The 19,220-nt window shown below is 65.3% G+C and carries 15 protein-coding genes; 6 read left to right on the forward strand and 9 right to left on the reverse strand.

Features of this window, described 5'->3' with window-relative positions:
- Positions 1 to 10: 10 nt before the first annotated feature.
- Positions 11 to 1,543, reverse strand: a complete 1,533-nt coding sequence (locus tag AC097L_RS16415; protein WP_479587604.1) for an amino acid permease — start codon at positions 1,541 to 1,543, stop codon at positions 11 to 13.
- Positions 1,544 to 1,600: 57 nt separating this feature from the next.
- Entirely contained in the window at positions 1,601 to 2,368 is a 768-nt protein-coding gene (locus AC097L_RS16420) for an SDR family NAD(P)-dependent oxidoreductase (RefSeq protein WP_479587605.1), read from the reverse strand.
- A gap of 229 nt (positions 2,369 to 2,597) precedes the next feature.
- Here AC097L_RS16420 and AC097L_RS16425 point away from each other — a divergent pair, with 229 nt between their 5' ends.
- Together AC097L_RS16425 and rarD are read left to right on the forward strand one after the other, a co-directional pair.
- Entirely contained in the window at positions 2,598 to 3,626 is a 1,029-nt protein-coding gene (locus tag AC097L_RS16425) for a helix-turn-helix domain-containing protein (protein WP_479587606.1), read from the forward strand.
- A 216-nt stretch (positions 3,627 to 3,842) separates the two neighbouring features.
- Positions 3,843 to 4,709 (forward strand): EamA family transporter RarD, encoded by an 867-nt coding sequence (gene rarD, locus AC097L_RS16430; RefSeq protein ID WP_479587743.1) that lies wholly within the window; start codon positions 3,843 to 3,845, stop codon positions 4,707 to 4,709.
- Between the two features lie 128 nt (positions 4,710 to 4,837).
- Here the strand turns inward: rarD and AC097L_RS16435 are convergent, their stop codons facing one another.
- From AC097L_RS16435 to AC097L_RS16455, 5 genes are all read right to left on the reverse strand, one after another.
- The gene (locus AC097L_RS16435; RefSeq protein WP_479587607.1) at positions 4,838 to 7,291 is read right to left on the reverse strand and encodes a glycoside hydrolase family 3 C-terminal domain-containing protein; all 2,454 of its coding nucleotides are present in this window, start codon (positions 7,289 to 7,291) and stop codon (positions 4,838 to 4,840) included.
- A 17-nt stretch (positions 7,292 to 7,308) separates the two neighbouring features.
- A complete protein-coding gene (locus tag AC097L_RS16440) occupies positions 7,309 to 8,370 on the reverse strand; it encodes a sugar phosphate isomerase/epimerase family protein (protein ID WP_479587608.1) in 1,062 nt (353 codons plus the stop codon).
- A gap of 6 nt (positions 8,371 to 8,376) precedes the next feature.
- Positions 8,377 to 9,132, reverse strand: a complete 756-nt coding sequence (locus AC097L_RS16445) for a sugar phosphate isomerase/epimerase family protein (protein ID WP_479587609.1) — start codon at positions 9,130 to 9,132, stop codon at positions 8,377 to 8,379.
- Positions 9,133 to 9,238: 106 nt separating this feature from the next.
- Positions 9,239 to 10,312 carry a Gfo/Idh/MocA family protein gene (locus tag AC097L_RS16450; protein ID WP_479587610.1) on the reverse strand — a complete coding sequence of 358 codons (1,074 nt, stop codon included), beginning with the start codon at positions 10,310 to 10,312 and terminating at the stop codon, positions 9,239 to 9,241.
- Between the two features lie 16 nt (positions 10,313 to 10,328).
- On the reverse strand, positions 10,329 to 11,351 hold the full coding sequence (locus AC097L_RS16455; RefSeq protein ID WP_479587611.1) for a LacI family DNA-binding transcriptional regulator: 1,023 nt from the start codon (positions 11,349 to 11,351) through the stop codon (positions 10,329 to 10,331).
- A gap of 355 nt (positions 11,352 to 11,706) precedes the next feature.
- On the opposite strand from AC097L_RS16455, the gene AC097L_RS16460 reads away from it, so the two are divergent.
- The 3 genes from AC097L_RS16460 to yjjJ all read left to right on the forward strand — a co-directional run bounded on the left by AC097L_RS16460 (position 11,707) and on the right by yjjJ (position 14,639).
- A complete protein-coding gene (locus AC097L_RS16460) occupies positions 11,707 to 12,678 on the forward strand; it encodes a TerC family protein (RefSeq protein WP_479587612.1) in 972 nt (323 codons plus the stop codon).
- Complete coding sequence (locus AC097L_RS16465) at positions 12,678 to 13,247, forward strand: DUF2062 domain-containing protein (RefSeq protein ID WP_479587613.1); 570 nt, start codon at positions 12,678 to 12,680, stop codon at positions 13,245 to 13,247. The genes AC097L_RS16460 and AC097L_RS16465 overlap by 1 nt, the downstream gene beginning before the upstream one ends.
- An 87-nt stretch (positions 13,248 to 13,334) precedes the next feature.
- Positions 13,335 to 14,639 carry a type II toxin-antitoxin system HipA family toxin YjjJ gene (gene yjjJ / locus AC097L_RS16470; RefSeq protein ID WP_479587614.1) on the forward strand — a complete coding sequence of 435 codons (1,305 nt, stop codon included), beginning with the start codon at positions 13,335 to 13,337 and terminating at the stop codon, positions 14,637 to 14,639.
- Between the two features lie 24 nt (positions 14,640 to 14,663).
- On the opposite strand, the gene AC097L_RS16475 is transcribed toward yjjJ, so the two are convergent.
- Positions 14,664 to 15,620 carry an SRPBCC domain-containing protein gene (locus AC097L_RS16475; RefSeq protein WP_479587615.1) on the reverse strand — a complete coding sequence of 319 codons (957 nt, stop codon included), beginning with the start codon at positions 15,618 to 15,620 and terminating at the stop codon, positions 14,664 to 14,666.
- A 26-nt stretch (positions 15,621 to 15,646) separates the two neighbouring features.
- Positions 15,647 to 16,681, reverse strand: coding sequence for a LacI family DNA-binding transcriptional regulator (locus AC097L_RS16480; RefSeq protein WP_479587616.1), 1,035 nt, complete (start codon positions 16,679 to 16,681; stop codon positions 15,647 to 15,649).
- A gap of 105 nt (positions 16,682 to 16,786) precedes the next feature.
- Between AC097L_RS16480 and AC097L_RS16485 the strand changes: the two genes are divergently transcribed.
- Positions 16,787 to 19,180, forward strand: a complete 2,394-nt coding sequence (locus tag AC097L_RS16485) for a glycoside hydrolase family 3 N-terminal domain-containing protein (RefSeq protein ID WP_479587617.1) — start codon at positions 16,787 to 16,789, stop codon at positions 19,178 to 19,180.
- Positions 19,181 to 19,220: the final 40 nt, after the last annotated feature.

Consider the following 19,220-nt stretch of genomic DNA (forward strand, 5'->3'; position numbering starts at 1 on the left):
GATCTGCCGCTCAGCTTTTTTGCGCTGCCAATTCGGCCTCGATCTCGCCCATGTGCGCCTGGCGCTCGGCGATACGCTGGCCGATCGGTGGGCCGGCGAAGCGCTTGTTCACGCCAAAAACGAACCAGATCACCAGCAGCACCGCCAGCAGCGCCACGGTGACGTAGGCCACTTTTTCATTCGGTGCCTGCATGCCCACGTAGGCCAGCACCAGCGCGCCCACTACGCCCAGCACCGCGAACGGCTTGGACCAGGCGCCCAGGTTGAAGGGGCCTTTTTTGGTCCAGCCCTTGCCTTCGGACAGCAGGCCCGCGGCAATCGGCATGGCATAGGAGATGAACAAAAACACGGCGCTGCCCGCGCTCAGCACGGTGAACGCGTCTCCGTACAGCGTGATGGAAATCGCCAGGATGGCGGTGACCCAGATAGCCGCGCCCGGAGTGCGCTGTACGTGGTGCACCTGCTTGAGCCAGTGCGAACCGGGCAGGCCGCCGTCGCGGGCAAAGGCATACGTCATGCGTGAGCAAGACGTGACCGCCGCCAGGCCACAAACGAAGTTGATAAAGAACATCAGCACCTCGATGGTGACCCGCAAGCCGGTGGGAATGGGGGCCAGAATAGCTTCAAAAAAGCCGGTGCCCATCTTCATGCCTGCGGTCAAATCGGGCATCACCAGCACAAAGCTGCACACCATCACGTAGCCAAACAATACCGACCACAGCACCGAGCTGATGATGCCCTTGGGCACGTTCTTGGCGGCATCGTGGGTTTCTTCGGCAGTGTGGGCCGAAGCATCAAAACCGGTGATGGTGTAGGCCGTCAGCAGCAGGCCCGACAAAAAGGCCATCACCAGCGTTTGCTGTGGCCAGGCGCCACCGTCCACGCCGGTGAAGTTAGTGAAGGTGTAGAGGCGGCTGAAGTCCAGCGGCTGGGGCGCATAGGCGATCAGCGACACCACCAGCACCACCGTAACCACAAAGATCAGGTAGCCCGACAGGTCGGTGATGCGGCTGGTGAGCCAGGCAAAGCGGTGGTTCAACAGCGCTTGCAGACCGGTGATCACGGCCAAAAACAAGGTCTGGTGCATCCAGCCCAATGACTCGGGGGCCACGCCAAACAGCGGGGCGATCAGGGTCTTGAAGAACGGGTCGTAGGTGCCGAAATTGATAGCTGCCACCACAAAAACCAGGCCCAGCAGGTTAAACCAGGCGGTCAGCCAGCCCCAGGTCTTGCCGCCCAGGATGGAGCCCCAGTGGTACAAGCCGCCCGCGGTGGGGTAGGCCGAGGCGATTTGCGCCATCGACGCAGCCACGATCATGGCGAACAGCCCCCCCAGCGGCCAGCCCAGCCCGATGGACGCGCCACCCGCCGCCGACAGGCCCATCTGAAAGGACGTAATGCCGCCCGACAAGATACAGATCAGCGAAAACGACACGGCGAAGTTGGAAAAGCGCCCCATGCGGCGCGACAGCTCCTGGGCATAGCCCATCTCGTGCAGAAGTTTGACATCCGCGTCCATGGCGGGGGGAGTAATTGCGCTCATAAACAGACCTTTCGGTGAATGGTGTGAAAAAGTGGTGTGGGAAAAGTGGCGTGAAAATTAGGCGGCGGTAAAACAGTTGTCAACAAACAGGTGCGCGCCGTTGACGAAGCTGGCGTCGTCGCTGGCCAGGAATAGGGCCGCCTTGGCCACTTCTTCGGGTTGGCAGAGGCGCCCCTGCTGTACCGCCAGCGCCTCCACCGTGCCCTCGAACCCATGCTGGGCCAGGGCCGCAATTTCGCGCTGGCCGTGCGGTGTGTCGATGAAGCCGGGGCACACCGCGTTGCAGCGGATGCCGCGGTCGCGGTACTCCACCGCCACGGCGCGGGCCAGCATGGCGCAGGCGCCCTTGGTCATGCAGTACAGCACCTCCAAAGGCGTGGCGGCCACGGACGAGATGGAGGCCGTGCAGACAATGCTGCCCTTGCCGGCGGCCAGCATTTGCGGCAGCACGGCGCGGGTCACCATGAACATGCTTTTCACATTGATGTCCATCAGCCGGTCGTAGTCCTCGTCGGTGGTGTCCAGAAACGGCTTCACGATGATGGTGCCCGCATGGTTGAACAGCACAGAGACAGTGCCAAAGCGGGCATTGGCCCCGGCCAGCGCGTGTTCGATCTGCGCCCGGTCAGACACATCGGCCTGAAAGAACGCGGCTTCTCCCCCGGCTTGCACGATCTCGGCCACTACCGCCTCAGCGGCGGCCACGTTGATGTCGAAAATCGCCACCCGCGCGCCCTCGGCGGCGAAGAGTTTGGATGCCGCGCCGCCTGCACCAGTGGCACCGCCAGAGATGATGGCCGTCTTGCCTGCGAGTCTGCCTGCCATGGAAATGCTCCTGTGTGGAATGAATAGGAGTAATGAATAGGACCTACGCAGCGCCCCTGTGCAGCCCTCTGGGTGCACAGAGGGGCTTGCGCCAGTCCGGATGGAATCGAAAGTGCTGGTTCGCCCCAGTCTAAAAATTCCACCGCAATGGCACTATCCCGAATTGGCAAAAGACTTGCTTAATTGTTGCGGCCCCGTTCCGGATGTCGGGACGCGATCGGAGTCCCCTATGCAGCCCGCCACCGCCCTTCCCCACTTCCACGTCTTCCATTGCAGCGACAGCGACGAGCAGGCGGCCGTGCTGCGCGCCTGGAACCAGTCGTACTGCCAGCTCTCTGCCGGGGCCTTTGCGGGCAGCGTCACCGAGATCGACACCGGCGCGGTACATATCGTGGTCGAGCGGCTAAACCGTGCCGTGCTGCAACGCGGTGCACTGCCGCCCCACTGCGTGGCGGTGGGCGTGCCGCTGCGGCTGGAAGGCCATTCGCTGCTGTGCGGGCAGCGCAGCCACCTCAACGGCCTGCATGTCTTCTCCGGTGTTGACGGCTTCGAGTTCCGCTCGCCCGAGCAGCATGTGGTGGTGGATATCGAGTTCTATCCGGCGCGCTTTGCCAACCCGGCGGTGCGCGAAGCCCTGGCCCGCATCGCCCAGGCACTGGGCCCGCGCGCCACCGTGCTGGACCTGCCCGGCGAACGCATGGATGCACTGCGCCAGATGCTGCGTGCCATGCTGGATGCCGTGGGCCACGCGCCCGACATGCTGGACAACCCGGCAGTCTGCGAAGCCTTCGAGAAGTCGCTGGTCTACGGCCTGCTGGACCTGCTGGAAGCCGAGCCACTGCGCGCTGCGGCCCCGCCGCCCAGCACCAACCGCAACTGGCGGCTGGTGCAAACCGCCCGCTCGCATATCGAACAGGCCTCGCGGGACGGCCCCTTGTCGGTGGCCGAACTGGTGGCTGTGCTGGGCGTCAGCCGCCGCTGCCTGCAGTACGCGTTCCAGGATGCGCTGGGCGTGAACCCTGCTTCCTACCTGCGCACCGAGCGGCTGAACCGCGTGCGCCGGGTGTTGCGGGTATGGGGCGATGCGGATTCAGTGACCGAGGCCGCCACCCGTTTCGGCTTCTGGCACTTTGGCCATTTCGCCAGCGACTACCGCGCACTGTTTGGCGAACTGCCGTCGGACACCTTCCGGCTGCGGCGTGGCCTGGCGGCACCGGCCAGGCCGTCGCAGCCGCCCAGCACCGGCTGGCGAGGATAAAAATCTGTTTGCTATTTAATTAATAGCATTTAGCGCAGTTAACATATGCGCTACAGCCATTTTTTATCTAAAAAACCTAAACACCCCATACCCCCGCCAAGGCAAGAACGCAGACTCTCCATAAACACCGCAGCACTGGCTCCGCCAGGCTGCAGGTGTGGCCCCTTTAAAAAGTTGGCAAAAGACGCGTAGCGCTGCAGCCTGGGGGTGAACCATATGCATATCGGCATCGTCTACGCCACCCTCGCCTACGCGACCTGGGGCCTGTTTCCTCTGTACTTCCACCAGCTCGCGGGCATTCCGGCGCTGGAGGTGGTGGTGCACCGCACGGTGTGGTCGCTGGTGTTCGTGCTGGGTGTGCTGCTGGTGCGCAGGCACTGGGGGTGGATGCGCGATGTGGTGCGCCAGCCCCGGGTGCTGGGGGCGTTTGCGCTGTCGGCCCTGCTGCTGTCAGGCAACTGGCTGACCTATGTGTGGGCGGTGCAAAACCAGCACGTGGTGGATGCCAGCCTGGGCTATTTCATCCTGCCGCTGGTCAACGTGGCGCTGGGCTATGTGTTTTTACACGAACGCCCGCGCCCCGGCCAATGGCTGGCGGTAGCCGTGGCTGCTGCGGGCGTGCTGTGGCTGACCGTGCAAACCGGCCGCCTGCCCTGGATTGCGCTGGTGCTGGCCGTTACCTTCGGGTTTTACGGCCTGCTGCGCAAGGTGGCGGCCTTGGGCGCACTCGAAGGCCTGGCGCTCGAGACCATCCTGCTGGCCCCGCTGGGCTTGGGCGCGCTGGCCTGGTGGAGCTGGCAAGGCCAGGGCGTACTGGTGCAGGGCGATGCCAAGTCCATCGCCTGGCTGCTCCTGGCCGGGCCGCTGACCGCCATCCCCCTGCTGCTGTTCGCCGCCGGTGCGCGGCGCATTCCGCTGGCCACCCTGGGCATCCTGCAATACATCTCGCCCACTCTGCAATTCGCCCTGGGCGTGTGGATATTCCACGAGCCTTTCCAGATGGCGCGGCTGGCGGGCTTTGTGCTGATCTGGGCGGCGCTGGGGGTGTACAGCGTGGAGGGGTGGCTGGGGGGGCGGAAGTAGGGTTGGCTGGGAGTTCTGTATAAGAAATTTTGGATGAAAAAGCCTCTAGCCCAAGTATTAATTACGTTAATAGCTATGAAAAACAGAGCAATGATCGTGGGCCACGTTGGAACCTAGCTCGTCCCAGGCTACACGGCCTGTACCCAGTCCCCACCCAGCACCACCTCCGCAGAAGCCATCCGCGCATCCACCGAGGTGCCCACATGTACCTGGTAGCCCCCCGCCTCGGCCACCCAAGCCGCACGCGCCACGTCATAGAAAGCAAACGCGCGCATGCCCAGCCGGAACCGCGCCGTACCGGTCTCGCCTACGGCCAAACTCAGCTTAGAAAAGCCTTTCAGCTCCTGCGCCGGGCGCGGCTGGCTGGCGCTGGTGTCACCCACATAAAGCTGCACCACGGTCTGCCCGGCGCGGCTGCCGGTGTTCTGCACGTCCATCTCCACCAGCAGCTCGCCGCCGGGCTGTAGCGCGGTGCTGGCCAAGCGTAGCGCGCCATAGCGGAATTGCGTGTACGACAGGCCATGGCCGAAGGGGAACAGCGGGGCGATGTTTTTCTGCTGGTAGTGCCGGTAGCCGATGAACACGCCCTCGTCGTAGACCACATGGCCGTCCACGCCGGGATAGTGCAAGGGGTTGCCAAAACCTACGGTGTCTTGCAGCTGCACCGGCCAGGTTTGCGGCAGGCGGCCACCGGGTTCTGCGGCACCCAGCAGCACGTCGGCGATGGCGTTGCCGCACTCCTGGCCGGGGTACCAGGCTTGCAGCACGGCGGGCACCTCGGCCAGCCAGGGCAGGGCGACGGGCGAGCCGGTCTGCAACACCACCACGGTGCGCGGGTTGGCGGCCACCACGCGGGCGATCAGGGCATTCTGGCTGTGCGGCAGGGTGATGCCGCTGCGGTCCAGGCCCTCGTTGTCCCACTCGGCGTTGAGCCCCGCAAACACCACGGCCACATCCGACTGTCGGGCAGCTGCCACGGCAGCGGCGATGTCGGCCTCGCCCAGCACGCGGTAGGCTCCGAAACGCAGGGTGTGGATGGGGGTGGACTCGGGCGTGCCGGTGCTGAACTCAATCTCCACCTCGCAGACCTCGCCTGGAGCCAGGGTGCGGCTGTGGCGCACCTCGTTGCAGCCGAAAGTGAAATAGGTGTCGCCCCGGCTCCAGCCGCTCCAGGCATCCACCGCCAAATCGCCGTTGATAAACGCCCGGCTCAGGCCCGCGCTGACCAGCGAGAACTGGTGCTCACCCGCCTCGGCGGCCACAAAGCGCAGCGTGGCGCGGGCTGAGAAGGTATCTGCCGTGACGGCTGCATCCACGGTGTCGATCCACAGCTGCTCGGTGTTGTGCACGGTCTGGCGGCACACCACCGGGCCGCTGAAGTCCAGGCTGTTGAAAAACTCCAGCTGCATGGGCGTGTTCAGCACCGGCACATAGCGGTGGATGTCAGCCCCGGCGTGGTGGGTGAAGGTTGTGGCGGGGCACTGCGCCTGCAGGGCCGCCAGCGGGGCAATGCGGTAGTGCGCATTGACGGTGGCGCTGCCGCCGCCCATGGCCTGGGGCGTGACGGCGGCAATGCCGATCAGCGCCACGGTCTGCCCCGCTTGTGGAGCCAAGGGCAGCAGGCCATCGTTCTTCAGCAGCACCGCACCTTCGGAGCCCAGGCGGCGGATCAGCGCGCGGTGGGCAGGCAGGTCGTCAGCACGTTCAGCAGGAATACCGGGGTTGGCAAACGCACCCACGCGCTCAATGAGTTGCAGCACGCGGCGGGCGCAGGCGCGCACGGCCTCGGCGGGCAGCAGGCCGTCTTGCACGGCCTGCGCCAGCTTGGCACCGCGCTCCACCGCCGGGCCGGGCATTTCCAGGTCGCACCCGGCCAGCACGCCTTCTACCGTGCTGTGCAGGCCCATCCAGTCGGACATGACCAAGCCGGTAAAGCCCCACTCATCGCGCAGCACCTGCTGCAGCAGGCGCTGGTGGTCGGCGGCGTAGATCCCGTCCAGGCGGTTGTAGCCGGTCATCACGGCCATCACATGTGCCTCTTTGACAGCCCGCTCAAACGGCAGCAGGTACAGCTCGCGCAGTGCCCGCTCCGGGATGTCGGAGCTCATGCCCATGCGCTGGTATTCGCTGTCGTTGCCCACGAAGTGCTTGATGGTGGCGGCTACGCCGGTGCTTTGCACGCCGCGCACATAGGCCACAGCCAGCTCGGAGCTGAGCCAGGGGTCTTCGGAATGGCATTCGAAATTGCGGCCATTGAGTACCGTGCGGTGCAGGTTGACCGTGGGGGCCAGCAGCACGCTGGCACCTTTGAGTTTGGCCTCGGTGCCCAGGGCAGCACCGGTCTGTTCGATCAGCGCCGGGTTCCAGGTGGAGGCCAGGGCGATGCCGACGGGAAAGCAGGCCGTCGTGGGGCCGTCTTTGAAGACTCCACCACGTGCGCCGTTGGGGCCGTCGGTCACCTTGATGGCGGGCACGCCCAGGCGCGGCACAGGCACGGTGGTCCAAAAGTCGGCCCCGGCGAGCAGGCCGACCTGCTCCTCCAGCGTCATCTGGTCGAGCAGGGATTCGATATTCGGTGTCATGGTGCAGTCTCTTTCTTTTATTCCAGGCCCAGCATGCGGCGGTTGGCTGCTGCGTCGGTACCGCTGGCAGCGAAGTCATCGAAGGCGCGTTCTGCCACGCGGATCAGGTGGTCGGTAATGAAGGGCGCGCCCTCGGCTGCGCCTTGCTCAGGGTGCTTGATGCAGCATTCCCACTCCAGCACCGCCCAGCCGCGGTAGCCGTACTGGGTGAGCTTGCTGAAGATGGCGCGAAAGTCGACTTGGCCGTCGCCCAGCGAGCGGAAGCGCCCGGCGCGGTCTTGCCATTTCTGGAAGCCGCCGTACACCCCTGTGCGGCCATTCGGGCGGAACTCGGCATCCTTCACGTGGAAGGCTTTGATGCGGTCGTGATACAGGTCGATGTAGGCCAGGTAGTCGAGTTGCTGCAGCACAAAGTGGCTGGGGTCATACAGCAGGCAGGCGCGCGGGTGCTGGTGCACGCGGTCCAGAAACATCTCGTAGCTGGCCCCGTCGCACAGGTCTTCGCCGGGGTGCACCTCGTAGCACACGTCCACGCCCGCCGCATCGAACGCATCCAGGATGGGTAGCCAGCGCTTGGCCAGTTCGTCAAACGCGGCCTCCACCAGGCCCGCCGGGCGCTGCGGCCAAGGGTAGAGATAGGGCCAGGCCAGCGCACCGCTGAAGGTGGCGTGCGACTTCAAGCCCAACCGCTGCGAGGCCTGGGCCGCCAGCTTGAGTTGCGCGATGGCCCAGGCCGTGCGCTCGGCCGGTTTGCCGCGCACCGCCTCGGGGGCGAAGCCGTCCATCGGCAAGTCGTAGGCCGGGTGCACGGCCACCAGTTGGCCTTGCAGGTGGGTGGACAGCTCGGTGATGACCAGGCCGTGCTCGGCCAGCTGGCCGCTGACTTCGTCGCAGTAGGTTTGGCTCTCGGCGGCGCGGGCCAGGTTAAACAAACGCGCGTCCCAGCTGGGGATTTGCACGCCCTTGTAGCCCAGCCCAGCGGCCCAACGGGCGATATTGGGCAGGCTGTTGAAAGGGGCCGCGTCGCCCGCAAACTGGGCCAAAAAGATAGCAGGGCCTTGGATGCTGTTGTGTGCCATATCAGTCTAGGTGTTGGAGAGATATTGGGTTAAGAATGCATGGCTGTTGCGCAGCGTGCCCGCAAAATCGACCGGGTGGTCGTGCTCGAACACCACCAGGTTAGTACGGGTTTTGAGTTGCGCCAGCAGCGCCGCCCAAGGCACGATGCCCTGGCCCAGCGTGGTCCAGCCGTCCTCTTCTAGCGCCATGCGCGGCGGGGCGACGTCTTTGGCATGTACGGCGACCAGGCGGTCGGCCAACTTGTCCAGCCACACCTGCGGGTCGGCCCCGGCGCGGCGGACCCAGCCCAGGTCGGCCTCCCAACCCAGTTGCGCAGGCGTAGCCGCCGAGAAGATCCATTCCAGCGCGGTGCGGCCCTCATATGACAAGAACTCGAAATCGTGGTTGTGGTAGGCCAGTTGCACGCCATGCGCACGCAGCGCATCGCCCAGCGCGGCCAGCCGCTGGCCCAGGGCCACAAAGCCCGCGGCGGTGGGCGAGCGCTCGCCCATGGGCAGCCAGGGCATCACCACCAGCGGGCAACCCGTGAGGCGGCAGGCTTCGATGACGGTGGCGATGTCGGTCTCCAGCAGCGCCAGCGCGGCGTGCATGGACGATACCTGCAGCCCGTGCGCGGCCGCCTTGTCGGCAAAAGCCTGCGGCGCGAGGCCGTGGGTGGCCACGGTTTCCACCCAGGTGAAGCCGCAACTGCGCGCCAGGGCCAGTTGCACATCGAGGTCACCCGCTTCGCGCAGGGAATGCATTTGTACCGAGATTTTCATAGCGATTTGCCCCTCACCCCCAGGCTGCAGTTCTGCAGTGTTTCTGGACGGTGTGCGTTCTGACTTTGGCGAAAGTTCGGATAGTTAGCATCGTGCTTCCTTCGGGTTAAAAAAGTTTGTGGTCCAGCGGCGCGGGGCGCTCGCAAGTGGTGGTCATGCGCTGGGGCTTGCCGGTGCGGGCGGCGTCCAGGGCGCGCTCCATCACTTCCAGCACGTGCAGGGCCAGGGCTTCGCTGCAGCGGTGCGGGCGGTCGGCGGCGATCGCCTGGGCCATGTCGATCAGGCCGATGCCGCGTGCATTGGTGGTGTAGGGGCGCTTGTCTGGGCTGCGCGTCCAGTCGTCGAGCTGGCGGGCGAACTTCACCGTGCCGCCGAACTGGTTCGGGTCGTGGCCCAGGATGCTGCCGTCTTCGCCATACAGCTCGATGGGCGCATGGCTGTGCTTCCACACGTCGAAGCTGCAGGTCAGCACCACCTCGGCACCGCTGGCAAAACTCAACTGGCTGACGATGTGGGTGGGCGTATCCACTGCGATCTTCTGGCCCTTGTGCTCGCCCAGCGGCACGGTGCGCGTGGTGTGCGCCGTGCGGGCCGTGCCGCGCACGCTGGCGATGGGGCCGAGGTGGTTGACCAGGTGCGTCAGGTAGTACACGCCCATGTCGAACATCGGGCCCGCGCCGGGCTGGTAGAAGAAGGCCGGGTTGGGGTGCCAGTGGTCCGGCCCGTGGCCCATGAACTGCGCCGTACCGAAACGGATGGCCCCCACCGTGCCCGCGTCCACCAGGGCCCGCACGGTTTGCGCACCGGCCCCCAAAAAGGTGTCGGGCGCGCAGCCGATGCGCAGCTTTTTGCGCTTGGCCAGGGCCACCAGTTCTTTGCCTTGCGCAAACGTGGCGGACAGCGGCTTTTCGGTGAAGAAGTGCTTACCTGCATTTAGCACCTGCAGGCCGGTGGCGTGGTGGGCCTGGGGCGGTGTGAGGTTCAACACGATGCTGGCATCGCTGGCCAGGAGCTGCTCCACCGTCATGGCGGGCAGGCCGAATTCTTCGGCGCGCTTTTGCGCTGCCGCGGGCACCGCGTCTGCCACGCCGACGATGCGGAACAGGCGGCTGCGCTTGAGGGTGCGCAGGTAGGCCGGAAAGATGTTGCCGGCACCGATGATGCCGAGGGCGATAGCCATGGAACGCGTCTCCTTTTTAGTTTGAAAAGTATGGGCCGGGGCCCACCGATTCGCGCCACACCACCAGGGGGGCAAAGTCGCGCTGCACAGCCAGCGCCAATCCGTAGCAGAGGTTGAGCACATGGCGGCAGCTTTGCGCGCCCAGCTCGGCGATGGGCATGTGCACGGTGGTCAGCGGCGGGGCGGTGTAGGTGGCCACATCGGTGTCGTCGTAGCCGATCACCGACACATCCTGCGGTACCTTCAGCCCGGCCTGGGTGAAGCGCGAAATTGCGGCCATGGCCATCACGTCGTTGGCGCAAAACACGGCGGTGAAGCTGCGGTCCTTGCGCTTGAGCAGGCGGGTGGCGGCGACGTGGCCGCTGGCAAAGGTGAAGCCGCCGTCCATGCGGTGGGCGGATGGAACGGTGATGTCGTGCTGCGCCAGCGCCGCATAAAAGCCCTGCATGCGCTGCGCGTTATCAGGTGCGTCCAGCGCGCCCTGGATGGTGGCAATGGCGCGGTGGCCTTGCGACAGCAGCGCCCGTGCCGCCAGCCGCCCGCCGAGTTCGTGGTCGGCATAAAACGCGCGCGCGCCCAGCGCCGGGCTCTGGCGGTTGAGCAGCACCACGCGCGGAAAACGCGCCTGCAGCGCCTGCAAATCGGCCTCCAGCAGGTGGTTGCTGAACACCAGAATGCCGTCGCATTCGCGCTGCACCAAAAACTCCACACCCTCCAGTGCCTGCTGGCGTGCATCGCCCTGGCCGCAGCCGCTGGCAACCACCATGTGGCGGCCCACGGCGCGCAGCTCGGTGTCGATGGCATTGAGGATGCGCGAGATGAACGAGCCGCCGAATTCGGGTACGTACACGCCCACCATGCCCAGGGTTTTGAGCGACAGCGCCCGCGCCACATTGGACGGCCGAAAGTCGAGCGCCAGCACCGCCGCCTGCACCTTGGCCACCGCATCGGCCGACACCGCGCCCTTGCCCGACATGGCCCGCGACGCGGTGCCCACGCCCACGCCCGCCAGCTTCGCAACATCTTTGATCGTCGCCATCCGTCTTGCATCCTTGATTGTGTGGAACCGGTTCCACAATAGATGCGAAATTTACCACCTGATGCCTAGGGCCGTGCACTGCGGGAAACCCTAGGCCGGTATGCAAAAGCATCGCTATGCGCATAAGCTTTTAATTTGAAAGCTCTTATCTGCATAAATTACGAAGTATCCCTATGCATTAAGCATGGTTTTTACGAATGGATAGGTTCTTTAGAATTACGCTGTTCGCCAGCGCGCCATCGCTTGGCAACACACTCGCGGTATGACTTTCATGGAATCAGGTGCAGAGCACCCCAAGCCATGCAGGTTGTTGCACAGTCAATATTTTTGCTTCAACGCAGCGGAGAACCAGAGCATGGAAACAATCGGAACCTGGTGGATGTGGGTGGGCTTTGCCATCTTTGTGGTGGTGGCCATCGGCATCGACCTGTGGGTGATGGAGCGCCAGGGTGCGCACCAGGTCACCATGAAAGAGGCCGCAGGCTGGAGCGTGCTGTGGTTCTCGCTGGCCTTTGCGTTCGTGGCCCTGCTGTGGACCTACCTGAACTACAGCCAGAACCGCACGGTGGCCAATACCGTGTCCATGCAGTTCATCACCGGCTACCTGGTGGAGAAAAGCCTGTCGGTAGACAACATCTTTGTGTTCCTGATGATCTTCAGCTACTTTGGCGTACCGCCCCAGTACCAGAAGCGCGCGCTGATCACCGGCATCATCGGCGCCATCGTGTTGCGCGCCGTGCTGATCCTGGCCGGTGCCTGGCTGCTGGCTACTTTCCACTGGCTGCTGTATGTGTTTGGCGCGTTCCTGGTGTTTACCGGCGCCAAGATGTGGCTGGCGGCTGGTAAGGAGCCGGATATCGGCCAGAACCCGGTGCTGCGTTTTCTGCGTGGCCGCATGAAGATCGCCCCCGATTTCGACGGCGAAAACCTGACCACGCTGGTCAAAGGCGTGAAGCACTACACGCCCATGTTCGTGGTGCTGGTGTTGATCGGCACCACCGACGTGATTTTTGCGGTGGACAGCATCCCGGCCATCTTCGCCATCACCAGCGACCCCTTCATCGTGCTGACCGCGAATATCTTTGCCATTCTGGGCCTGCGCGCGCTGTACTTTCTGCTGGCCGACCTGGCGGACCGCTTCCACCTGCTGGCCTACGGCTTGGCGCTGGTGCTGGTCTTCATCGGTAGCAAGATGCTGCTGATCGACGTGGTGAAGATCCCGATTGGCTACGCTCTGCTGGTGACGGCGGCGCTGATTGCAGCCTCCATCGTGGCCTCGCTCATCACTTCGCGTAAATCGGGTCCGTCGGGTCCGCCCACGCACTGATGGTCAGTTATTCACAAAAAGTACGCCACTGGCTGCGCGGCCTGGAGCCCAAGGTGCTGGCCCATCTGCACGGCCCGATGCTGGAACGGGCCCGGCCCTGGCTGGACCGGCACGACGTGTTCGACTTCAACCGCCGCCCGCTGGCCCTGGGTGTGGCGATTGGCATGTTTTGCGGATTGATCCCCGGGCCGCTGCAGGTGCCGTCCACCTTCGTGCTGTGCGCCTGGCTGCGCGGCAACGCGATTGCCGGGGCACTGACCACCTGCTACACCAATCCGCTGACCATCGTGCCGCTGTACCTGCTGGCCTTCCAACTCGGGCAGTGGGTACTGCCCGGTACGTACGCCCTGCCGCCCCTGCCCACCATGGGAACCGGTGCCGCCGACTGGATGCAGGGCTGGATGGACTGGGCGCAGGCCATGGGCTGGCCCTTGCTGGTCGGCCTGCCCCTGATGGGCGCTGGCTTTGCCGCCATCGCCTACGCGGCCATGCAAGCCCTGTGGCTGAGCCCGGTGGTCAAACGCGCCTGGCGGCTGGCATGGCGGGTCCGTCGGCGGAGACAGGTTTAGTTAAAAGTATCTATTCATGAAATAAGTTAAGTTATTGGATATATTGATATTATTTAATAATTTATCTATTCAACCATCGGTATTTGCATGGCTTCTCTCACCCCCTCAATCCTGCAAGCGCTGCGCCAGCGCGGCGGCGTGGTGTCGGCGGCAGAGCTGCAAGCCACCCTGGGCGTAAGCCAGCCCACGGTGTCGCGGGCGCTGGCCCCGTTGCTGCAATCCGGCCAAGTGCACAAGGTGGGCGCGGCGCGTTCGCAGCGCTACGTACTGCCGCGCACGGTTCAGGGCGTAGGCAGCAGTATCCCGGTGGTGCGTATCGATGCCCACGGCCAGCCCAGCCCGTTTGCGCGCCTTACGCCCCTGGCCAGTGGTGCCGTGTGGGTGGACGAGGCCGACGGCCTGAGCAAACGCTTCGACGGCCTGCCCTGGTTTCTGGACGACATGCGCCCCCAAGGCTTTATGGGCCGCAGCTTTGCCCATGCCCACCCCGAACTGCAACTGCTGCCCGACCCGCGCTTTTGGAGCGACGACGACGTGCTGCGCGCCCTGGCCCTGTGCGGCGACGACCTGCCCGGCAACCTGGTGGTGGGCGAGGCCGCGTTCCAGCGCTTGCACACCCTGCCCGAGCGGGCGTCCAAAGCCGACTCGCCTGCCGATTACGCAGCCCTGGCCGAGCGGGCGATGCAGGGCACGCTGTCGGGCTCGTCCGCAGGCGGCGAGCAGCCCAAGTTCTGTACGGTCACGGCGGGCCACCACGTGATCGTTAAGTTCTCGCCCGCAGGGGACGCCCCCACCGACCAGCGCACCCGCGACCTGCTGGTCTGCGAGCACCTGGCGCTGCAAACGCTGGCCCAGGCCGGTGTGCCTGCCGCCAAGACGCAGATTTTCACGGGCGCCGGCCGCGTGTTTCTGGAAGCCGAGCGCTTCGACCGCACGGCGCAGGGCCGCATCGGAATGGTCTCGCTGATGGTCTACGACGCGGAATACGTCGGCGCGATGGACAACTGGGCCTTCACCGCCGAGCGCATGCAAGCCCGCGGCCTGCTGACCCCCGCCGACGCGCAGCACCTGTGCTTTCTGGAAGCCTTCGGCATACTCATCGCCAACACCGACCGGCACTACGGCAATATCTCGCTGCTGCTGGACGACGACGACTGGACCCTGTCGCCCACCTACGACATGCTGCCCATGCTCTACGCCCCGGTGGGCGGCGAGCTGGTGGCGCGGGATTTTGCGGCGGGGCGGTTACAGCCGACCACGGCCACGTTGCCGGAGTGGGACCGGGCCAAAGCTTTGGCTAAAGTGTTCTGGCAAGCGGCGGCGGGCGATGCACGCATCTCGGACGGGTTCCGGGGGATTGCGGCGGAGAATTTGAAACAAATAAGCCTCTAGTGCACACTTCACCTGCACTAGCAGCTACTCTTTTCGTAGCAAATACGCCTCCAGCTGTGCAAACGTGCCACCAAAGCCCTGCGCCATGGACTCAAAGTGCCCGGCGAACCGGCTGCGCTCGGCGGGTGTGGCGCAGATGGGGCCGCCGCTGAGCGTGAGAGTGGTCTGGCCATGGTGCTCGGTGAAGCTCACGGTGTTGGCCACCTGCAGCGGCCAGTCATCGAAGAAGGGGGCGCGGGTGGTGTCACCGGCTTCGTTCGAGAAGCCATTGATAAATTCGATGCTCTGCTGCGGCACGATCTGGCCGTAGACAAACTTGCCCCACATGGCGGGCATGCCCGCCCAGACCATAGCGTAGTGCAACACACCGCCGGGGCGAAAGTCCATGGTCTTGAGTTCCAGGCTGCAACCGCCGGGGCCCCACCATTGCACAAAGCGTTCGGGCTCGCTCCAGGCCTGCCAGACGGCGGCCAGGGGCGCGTCGAAACTGTGGCTGATGGCAAAGCACTGCGCGTCGGGCGTGGCCGATACGTAGGCATCCATCCGCTCCAGGGTTTGCTCGCCGCCCTGCACCGCGCCAAACTCCACCAACCGGGCGCGCTGCTCGGCGCTGGCCAGCAGCAGGCGCAACGTGACCTGGGTGGTGCTGTTGCCCAGGTCTTGCAGCGTCACCTCGGCGTGGAATTCAGCGTGCTCAGGGTCGTCGCCACCGTGGGCGTAGGCCATGCGCGAGGGCGCCTCCAATTCGGCATAGCGAATCCAGTTGGTGTAGTCGGTGCCCGGACTGCCGTCCGTACCTGCGGGCCCATGCATCACATAGCGCCACAGGCCGCCGACGCGCACATCCATTTCGCGGATGGTGTTGGTGAAGCCGTTCGGCCCCCACCAAAGCTGGATGTGCTCAGCCCGGGTGAACATCTCCCAGACCCGCTGGCGCGGCGCGTGGACGGTGCGGGTGATGGCGATTTCGGGAATGGGCATAGAGGTCTCCTGGGATGAGGGGTCGCTTATTTTGGTCGCGTTTTGGCTGTGCGCTTACAGGCAGCGGTGGACGACCGCACCACCAGCTCGGTGGGCAGACTCACCTGCTGCGTCGCCACGTCCAACCCGGCAATCAGCGCCAGCAAGGTATTGGCGGCGGCGCGGCCCATCTCGGTGATGGGTTGGCGCACGGTGGTCAGGCCGGGGTGGACCAGCGAGGCGGCTTCCAGGTCGTCAAAGCCCACCACCGAGATATCTTGCGGCACCCGCAGCCCGGCGGTTTGCAGCACCGACATGGCGCCAAAGGCGCTGAGGTCGTTGGCGGCAAACAGGGCGGTGGGGCGCTCGGGCAGCGCCAACAGCTGCTGCGCGGCTGCGCGGCCACCGTGCAGCGAATAGTCGCCCGGCAGGACCAGTGCCGGGTCGCGCTCCAGCCCGAGGATGCCGACCGCGTCGTCATAGGCGCGGTGCCGGTCGCGGGCCGAATTCATGCGCTCGTCGCCCGTAATGAAGGCAATCCGCCGGTGGCCCAGCTCGGCCAGGTGCTGCATGGCGCTGCGCGCGCCGCCGTAGCTGTCGGAGGCGATAGATGGAAAAGCGGCGTGCGCCGTGTGTTGGTCGATGGTGACCACCGGCACCTGGGCCGCACTCAGCGATTCCACAAAACCGAACTGGTAGGGCAGGATGGCGATCACACCGTCGGTGAACTGTTGCAGCAACTGCAGCACGTTGAGGTTGGGCCGCTGGGCCCGGTCCACCAGCGAATAGATCAGCACCTCGTTGCCCGCCGCCACCACAGCACGCACCGCGCCCGACACCAGCGCGCTGGTGAAGGCACTGTCGAGTTCGGCGGCCAGCAAGCCAATCACCCGGCTGCGCCCGCCTGACAGCTTCTGCGCGCTGCGGTTGGCCACATACCCCATGTCGTTGGCCAGCTTGAGGATGGCGTCGCGGGTGCTGCGCGAGACACCGGGCTGGTGGTTCATCGCACGGGATGCCGTCATGGCGGAAACCCCTGCGGCGGTGGCAATTTCGGCCAAGGTCGGTGTGGTTTTGGGCATGGGGTCGGGCAACGGTATGGCTAACGGTAAGAGCGATTGTCCACCACGGTAGCTAAGGGTTTCGCCTGATTCGCTTTCATAACGTTAGCGCTAACGTAGCAACCCATGTCTGCACTTTTGCCCTACCAAGATGCCCGGCATCCCATCCCCCAGCGGGTCGCCGACCTGCTGGCGCGCATGACCCTGGCCGAAAAAACCGCCCAGATGCACGCCTTCTGGCTGGTGCTGTCCGAAGACGGCGAACACCAGGTGCGGCCCGGCGAGGCCTTCATTGGCCGCAGCGACCCCGCCGAAGTGCGCCGCCGCCTGGCCCACGGCCTGGGCCAGATCACCCGCCCGCTGGGCACCCACGGCGTGGATGCGGCCAGCGGCCTGCGGGCGCTGAACTGGCTGCAGCGCACCCTGCGCTTCGAGACCCGGCTCGGCATTCCGGCCATTGCGCACGAAGAATGCCTGGTGGGCCTGATGACCCGCGACGGCACACTGTTCCCGTCCGCCCTGGCGATGAGCGCCACCTGGAACCCGGCGCTGGTCGAGCAGGTGGGCACGCAGATCGGCCTGGAATGCCGCGCCGTGGGCTGCCACCAAGGCCTGGCCCCGGTGCTGGACGTGTCGCGCGATGTGCGCTGGGGCCGTACCGAAGAAACCCTGGGCGAAGACCCGTACCTGGTCGGCGTGCTGGCCACCCGCTACGTGCGCGGCCTGCAGGGGCCGCAGCGCGATGTGCTGGCCACGCTGAAGCATTTTGTCGGCCACTCGGCCAGCGAGGGGGCACGCAACCACGCACCCGTCAACCTGGGTTGGCGGGCGCTGAACGACACGTTTTTGCTGCCGTTCGAGATGGCCGTCAAACAGGCTAACGCGGGCTCGGTGATGCCCGCGTACCACGACATCGACGGCGAGCCGGTGCACGTATCCACCCACTTGCTCACCGAGGTGCTGCGCACGCAGTGGGGCTTTGACGGCCTGGTGGTGGCCGATTACGTAGGCGTGAGCCTGCTGTACCAGCACCACGGCGTAGCCGGCGACGCAGCCGAAGCGGCAGCGCTGGCCTTCAACGCCGGGCTGGACATGGAGCTGCCCGGCGACGACTGCGCCCAACGCCTGGCCACCGCCATTGAGCGCGGCCTGCTCAGCATGGCCAAGGTGGATGAAATCGTCGCCCGGGTGCTGACCGAGAAGTTCCGCCTGGGCCTGTTCGAGCGCGACTTTGCCGACCACCCTTTTGTGCCACTGCGCCAACCCGCTGCCCGCCAGGCCGCGCTGGACGTGGCCCGCCAGTCCATCGTGCTGCTGGAGAACAACGGCATCCTGCCGCTACAACCATCGAAACAGCCGCAGATCGCGCTGATTGGCCCCACCGCCGCCGACCCCATGGCCCTGCTCAGCGGCTACAGCTTTCCGGCCCACCTGATCCTGCAAGACAAGACCGAGGGCACCGACCACATCGTCACCCCGCTGCAAGGGCTGCAGGCGGTGTTTGGCGCGGCTAATGTGCACTACGCACAGGGTTGTGCGATTTTGGAAGAGCGGCGCAGCGGCGCGCCGGTGTTCCCCGGCGATGTGGCCCCTGCCGGAGTGGCGCGGGTGTCGCCCGTATCGCAAGGCACCGATGGCATGGCCGAGGCCGTAGCCTGCGCCCAGACGGCGGACGTGGCCATCGTCTGCGTGGGCGACCTGGCGGGCTTGTTCCAGACCGGCACCGTGGGCGAAGGCTCGGACACCGATTCGCTGGACCTGCCCGGCGTGCAGCAGCAATTGCTGGAGCGCATCGTGGCCACCGGTACCCCCACGGTGGTGGTGCTGATGGCCGGGCGGCCCTACCACCTGGGCGGGCTGGAAAGCCGCGTGGCCGCCTACCTGATGGCCTTTGCGGGCGGGCAAGAGGGCGGCACGGCACTGGCCGAAGTGCTGGCCGGGCTGCAGGAGCCGTCGGGGCGCATGACCGTGTCGGTACCCACCAGTGCCGGGGCCATGCCGTATTTTTACAACCATTCGCTCAAGAGCGGCGGCACGCCCATCGCCTTGCATTTCGGCAGCCGCTACCCGTTTGGCCACGGCCTGGGCTACAGCCAGTTTGCCTACCGCAATCTGGTGCTGGAGAGCGACTTGGTGGACCTTGCCGACGGTGATGTCCGCGTGCAGTGCGAGGTGGCCAACACCGGTAGCCGCCCCGGCGTGGCAGTAGTGCAGCTGTATGTGCGCGACCGGCTGGCCTCGGTGGTGCGGCCGGTAAAAGAGCTCAAGGCCTTCCAGCGCGTGGAATTGGCGGCAGGGCAGGTGGCGCGGCTATCTTTTAGCGTGCCGGTGGACATGCTGTGCTTCACCCATCCGAACGGTCAGCGCTGCGTGGAGCCGGGTTGGTTCGACGTGATGGTCGGCCCGTCTAGTGCCGACACCCCGCTGACCACCGCGGTGCAGGTGCTGGGCGATGCCCCCCGCATGCTGGGCCGCGACTGGCGCATGGAAAGCAGCTGCAGCGTCCACTTGGAAATTTAAGTGCCAAATCGGCCTCTAGCGCAATAATTACCTACGCCAT

This window comes from Rhodoferax sp. RT5P35 (assembly GCF_056521385.1).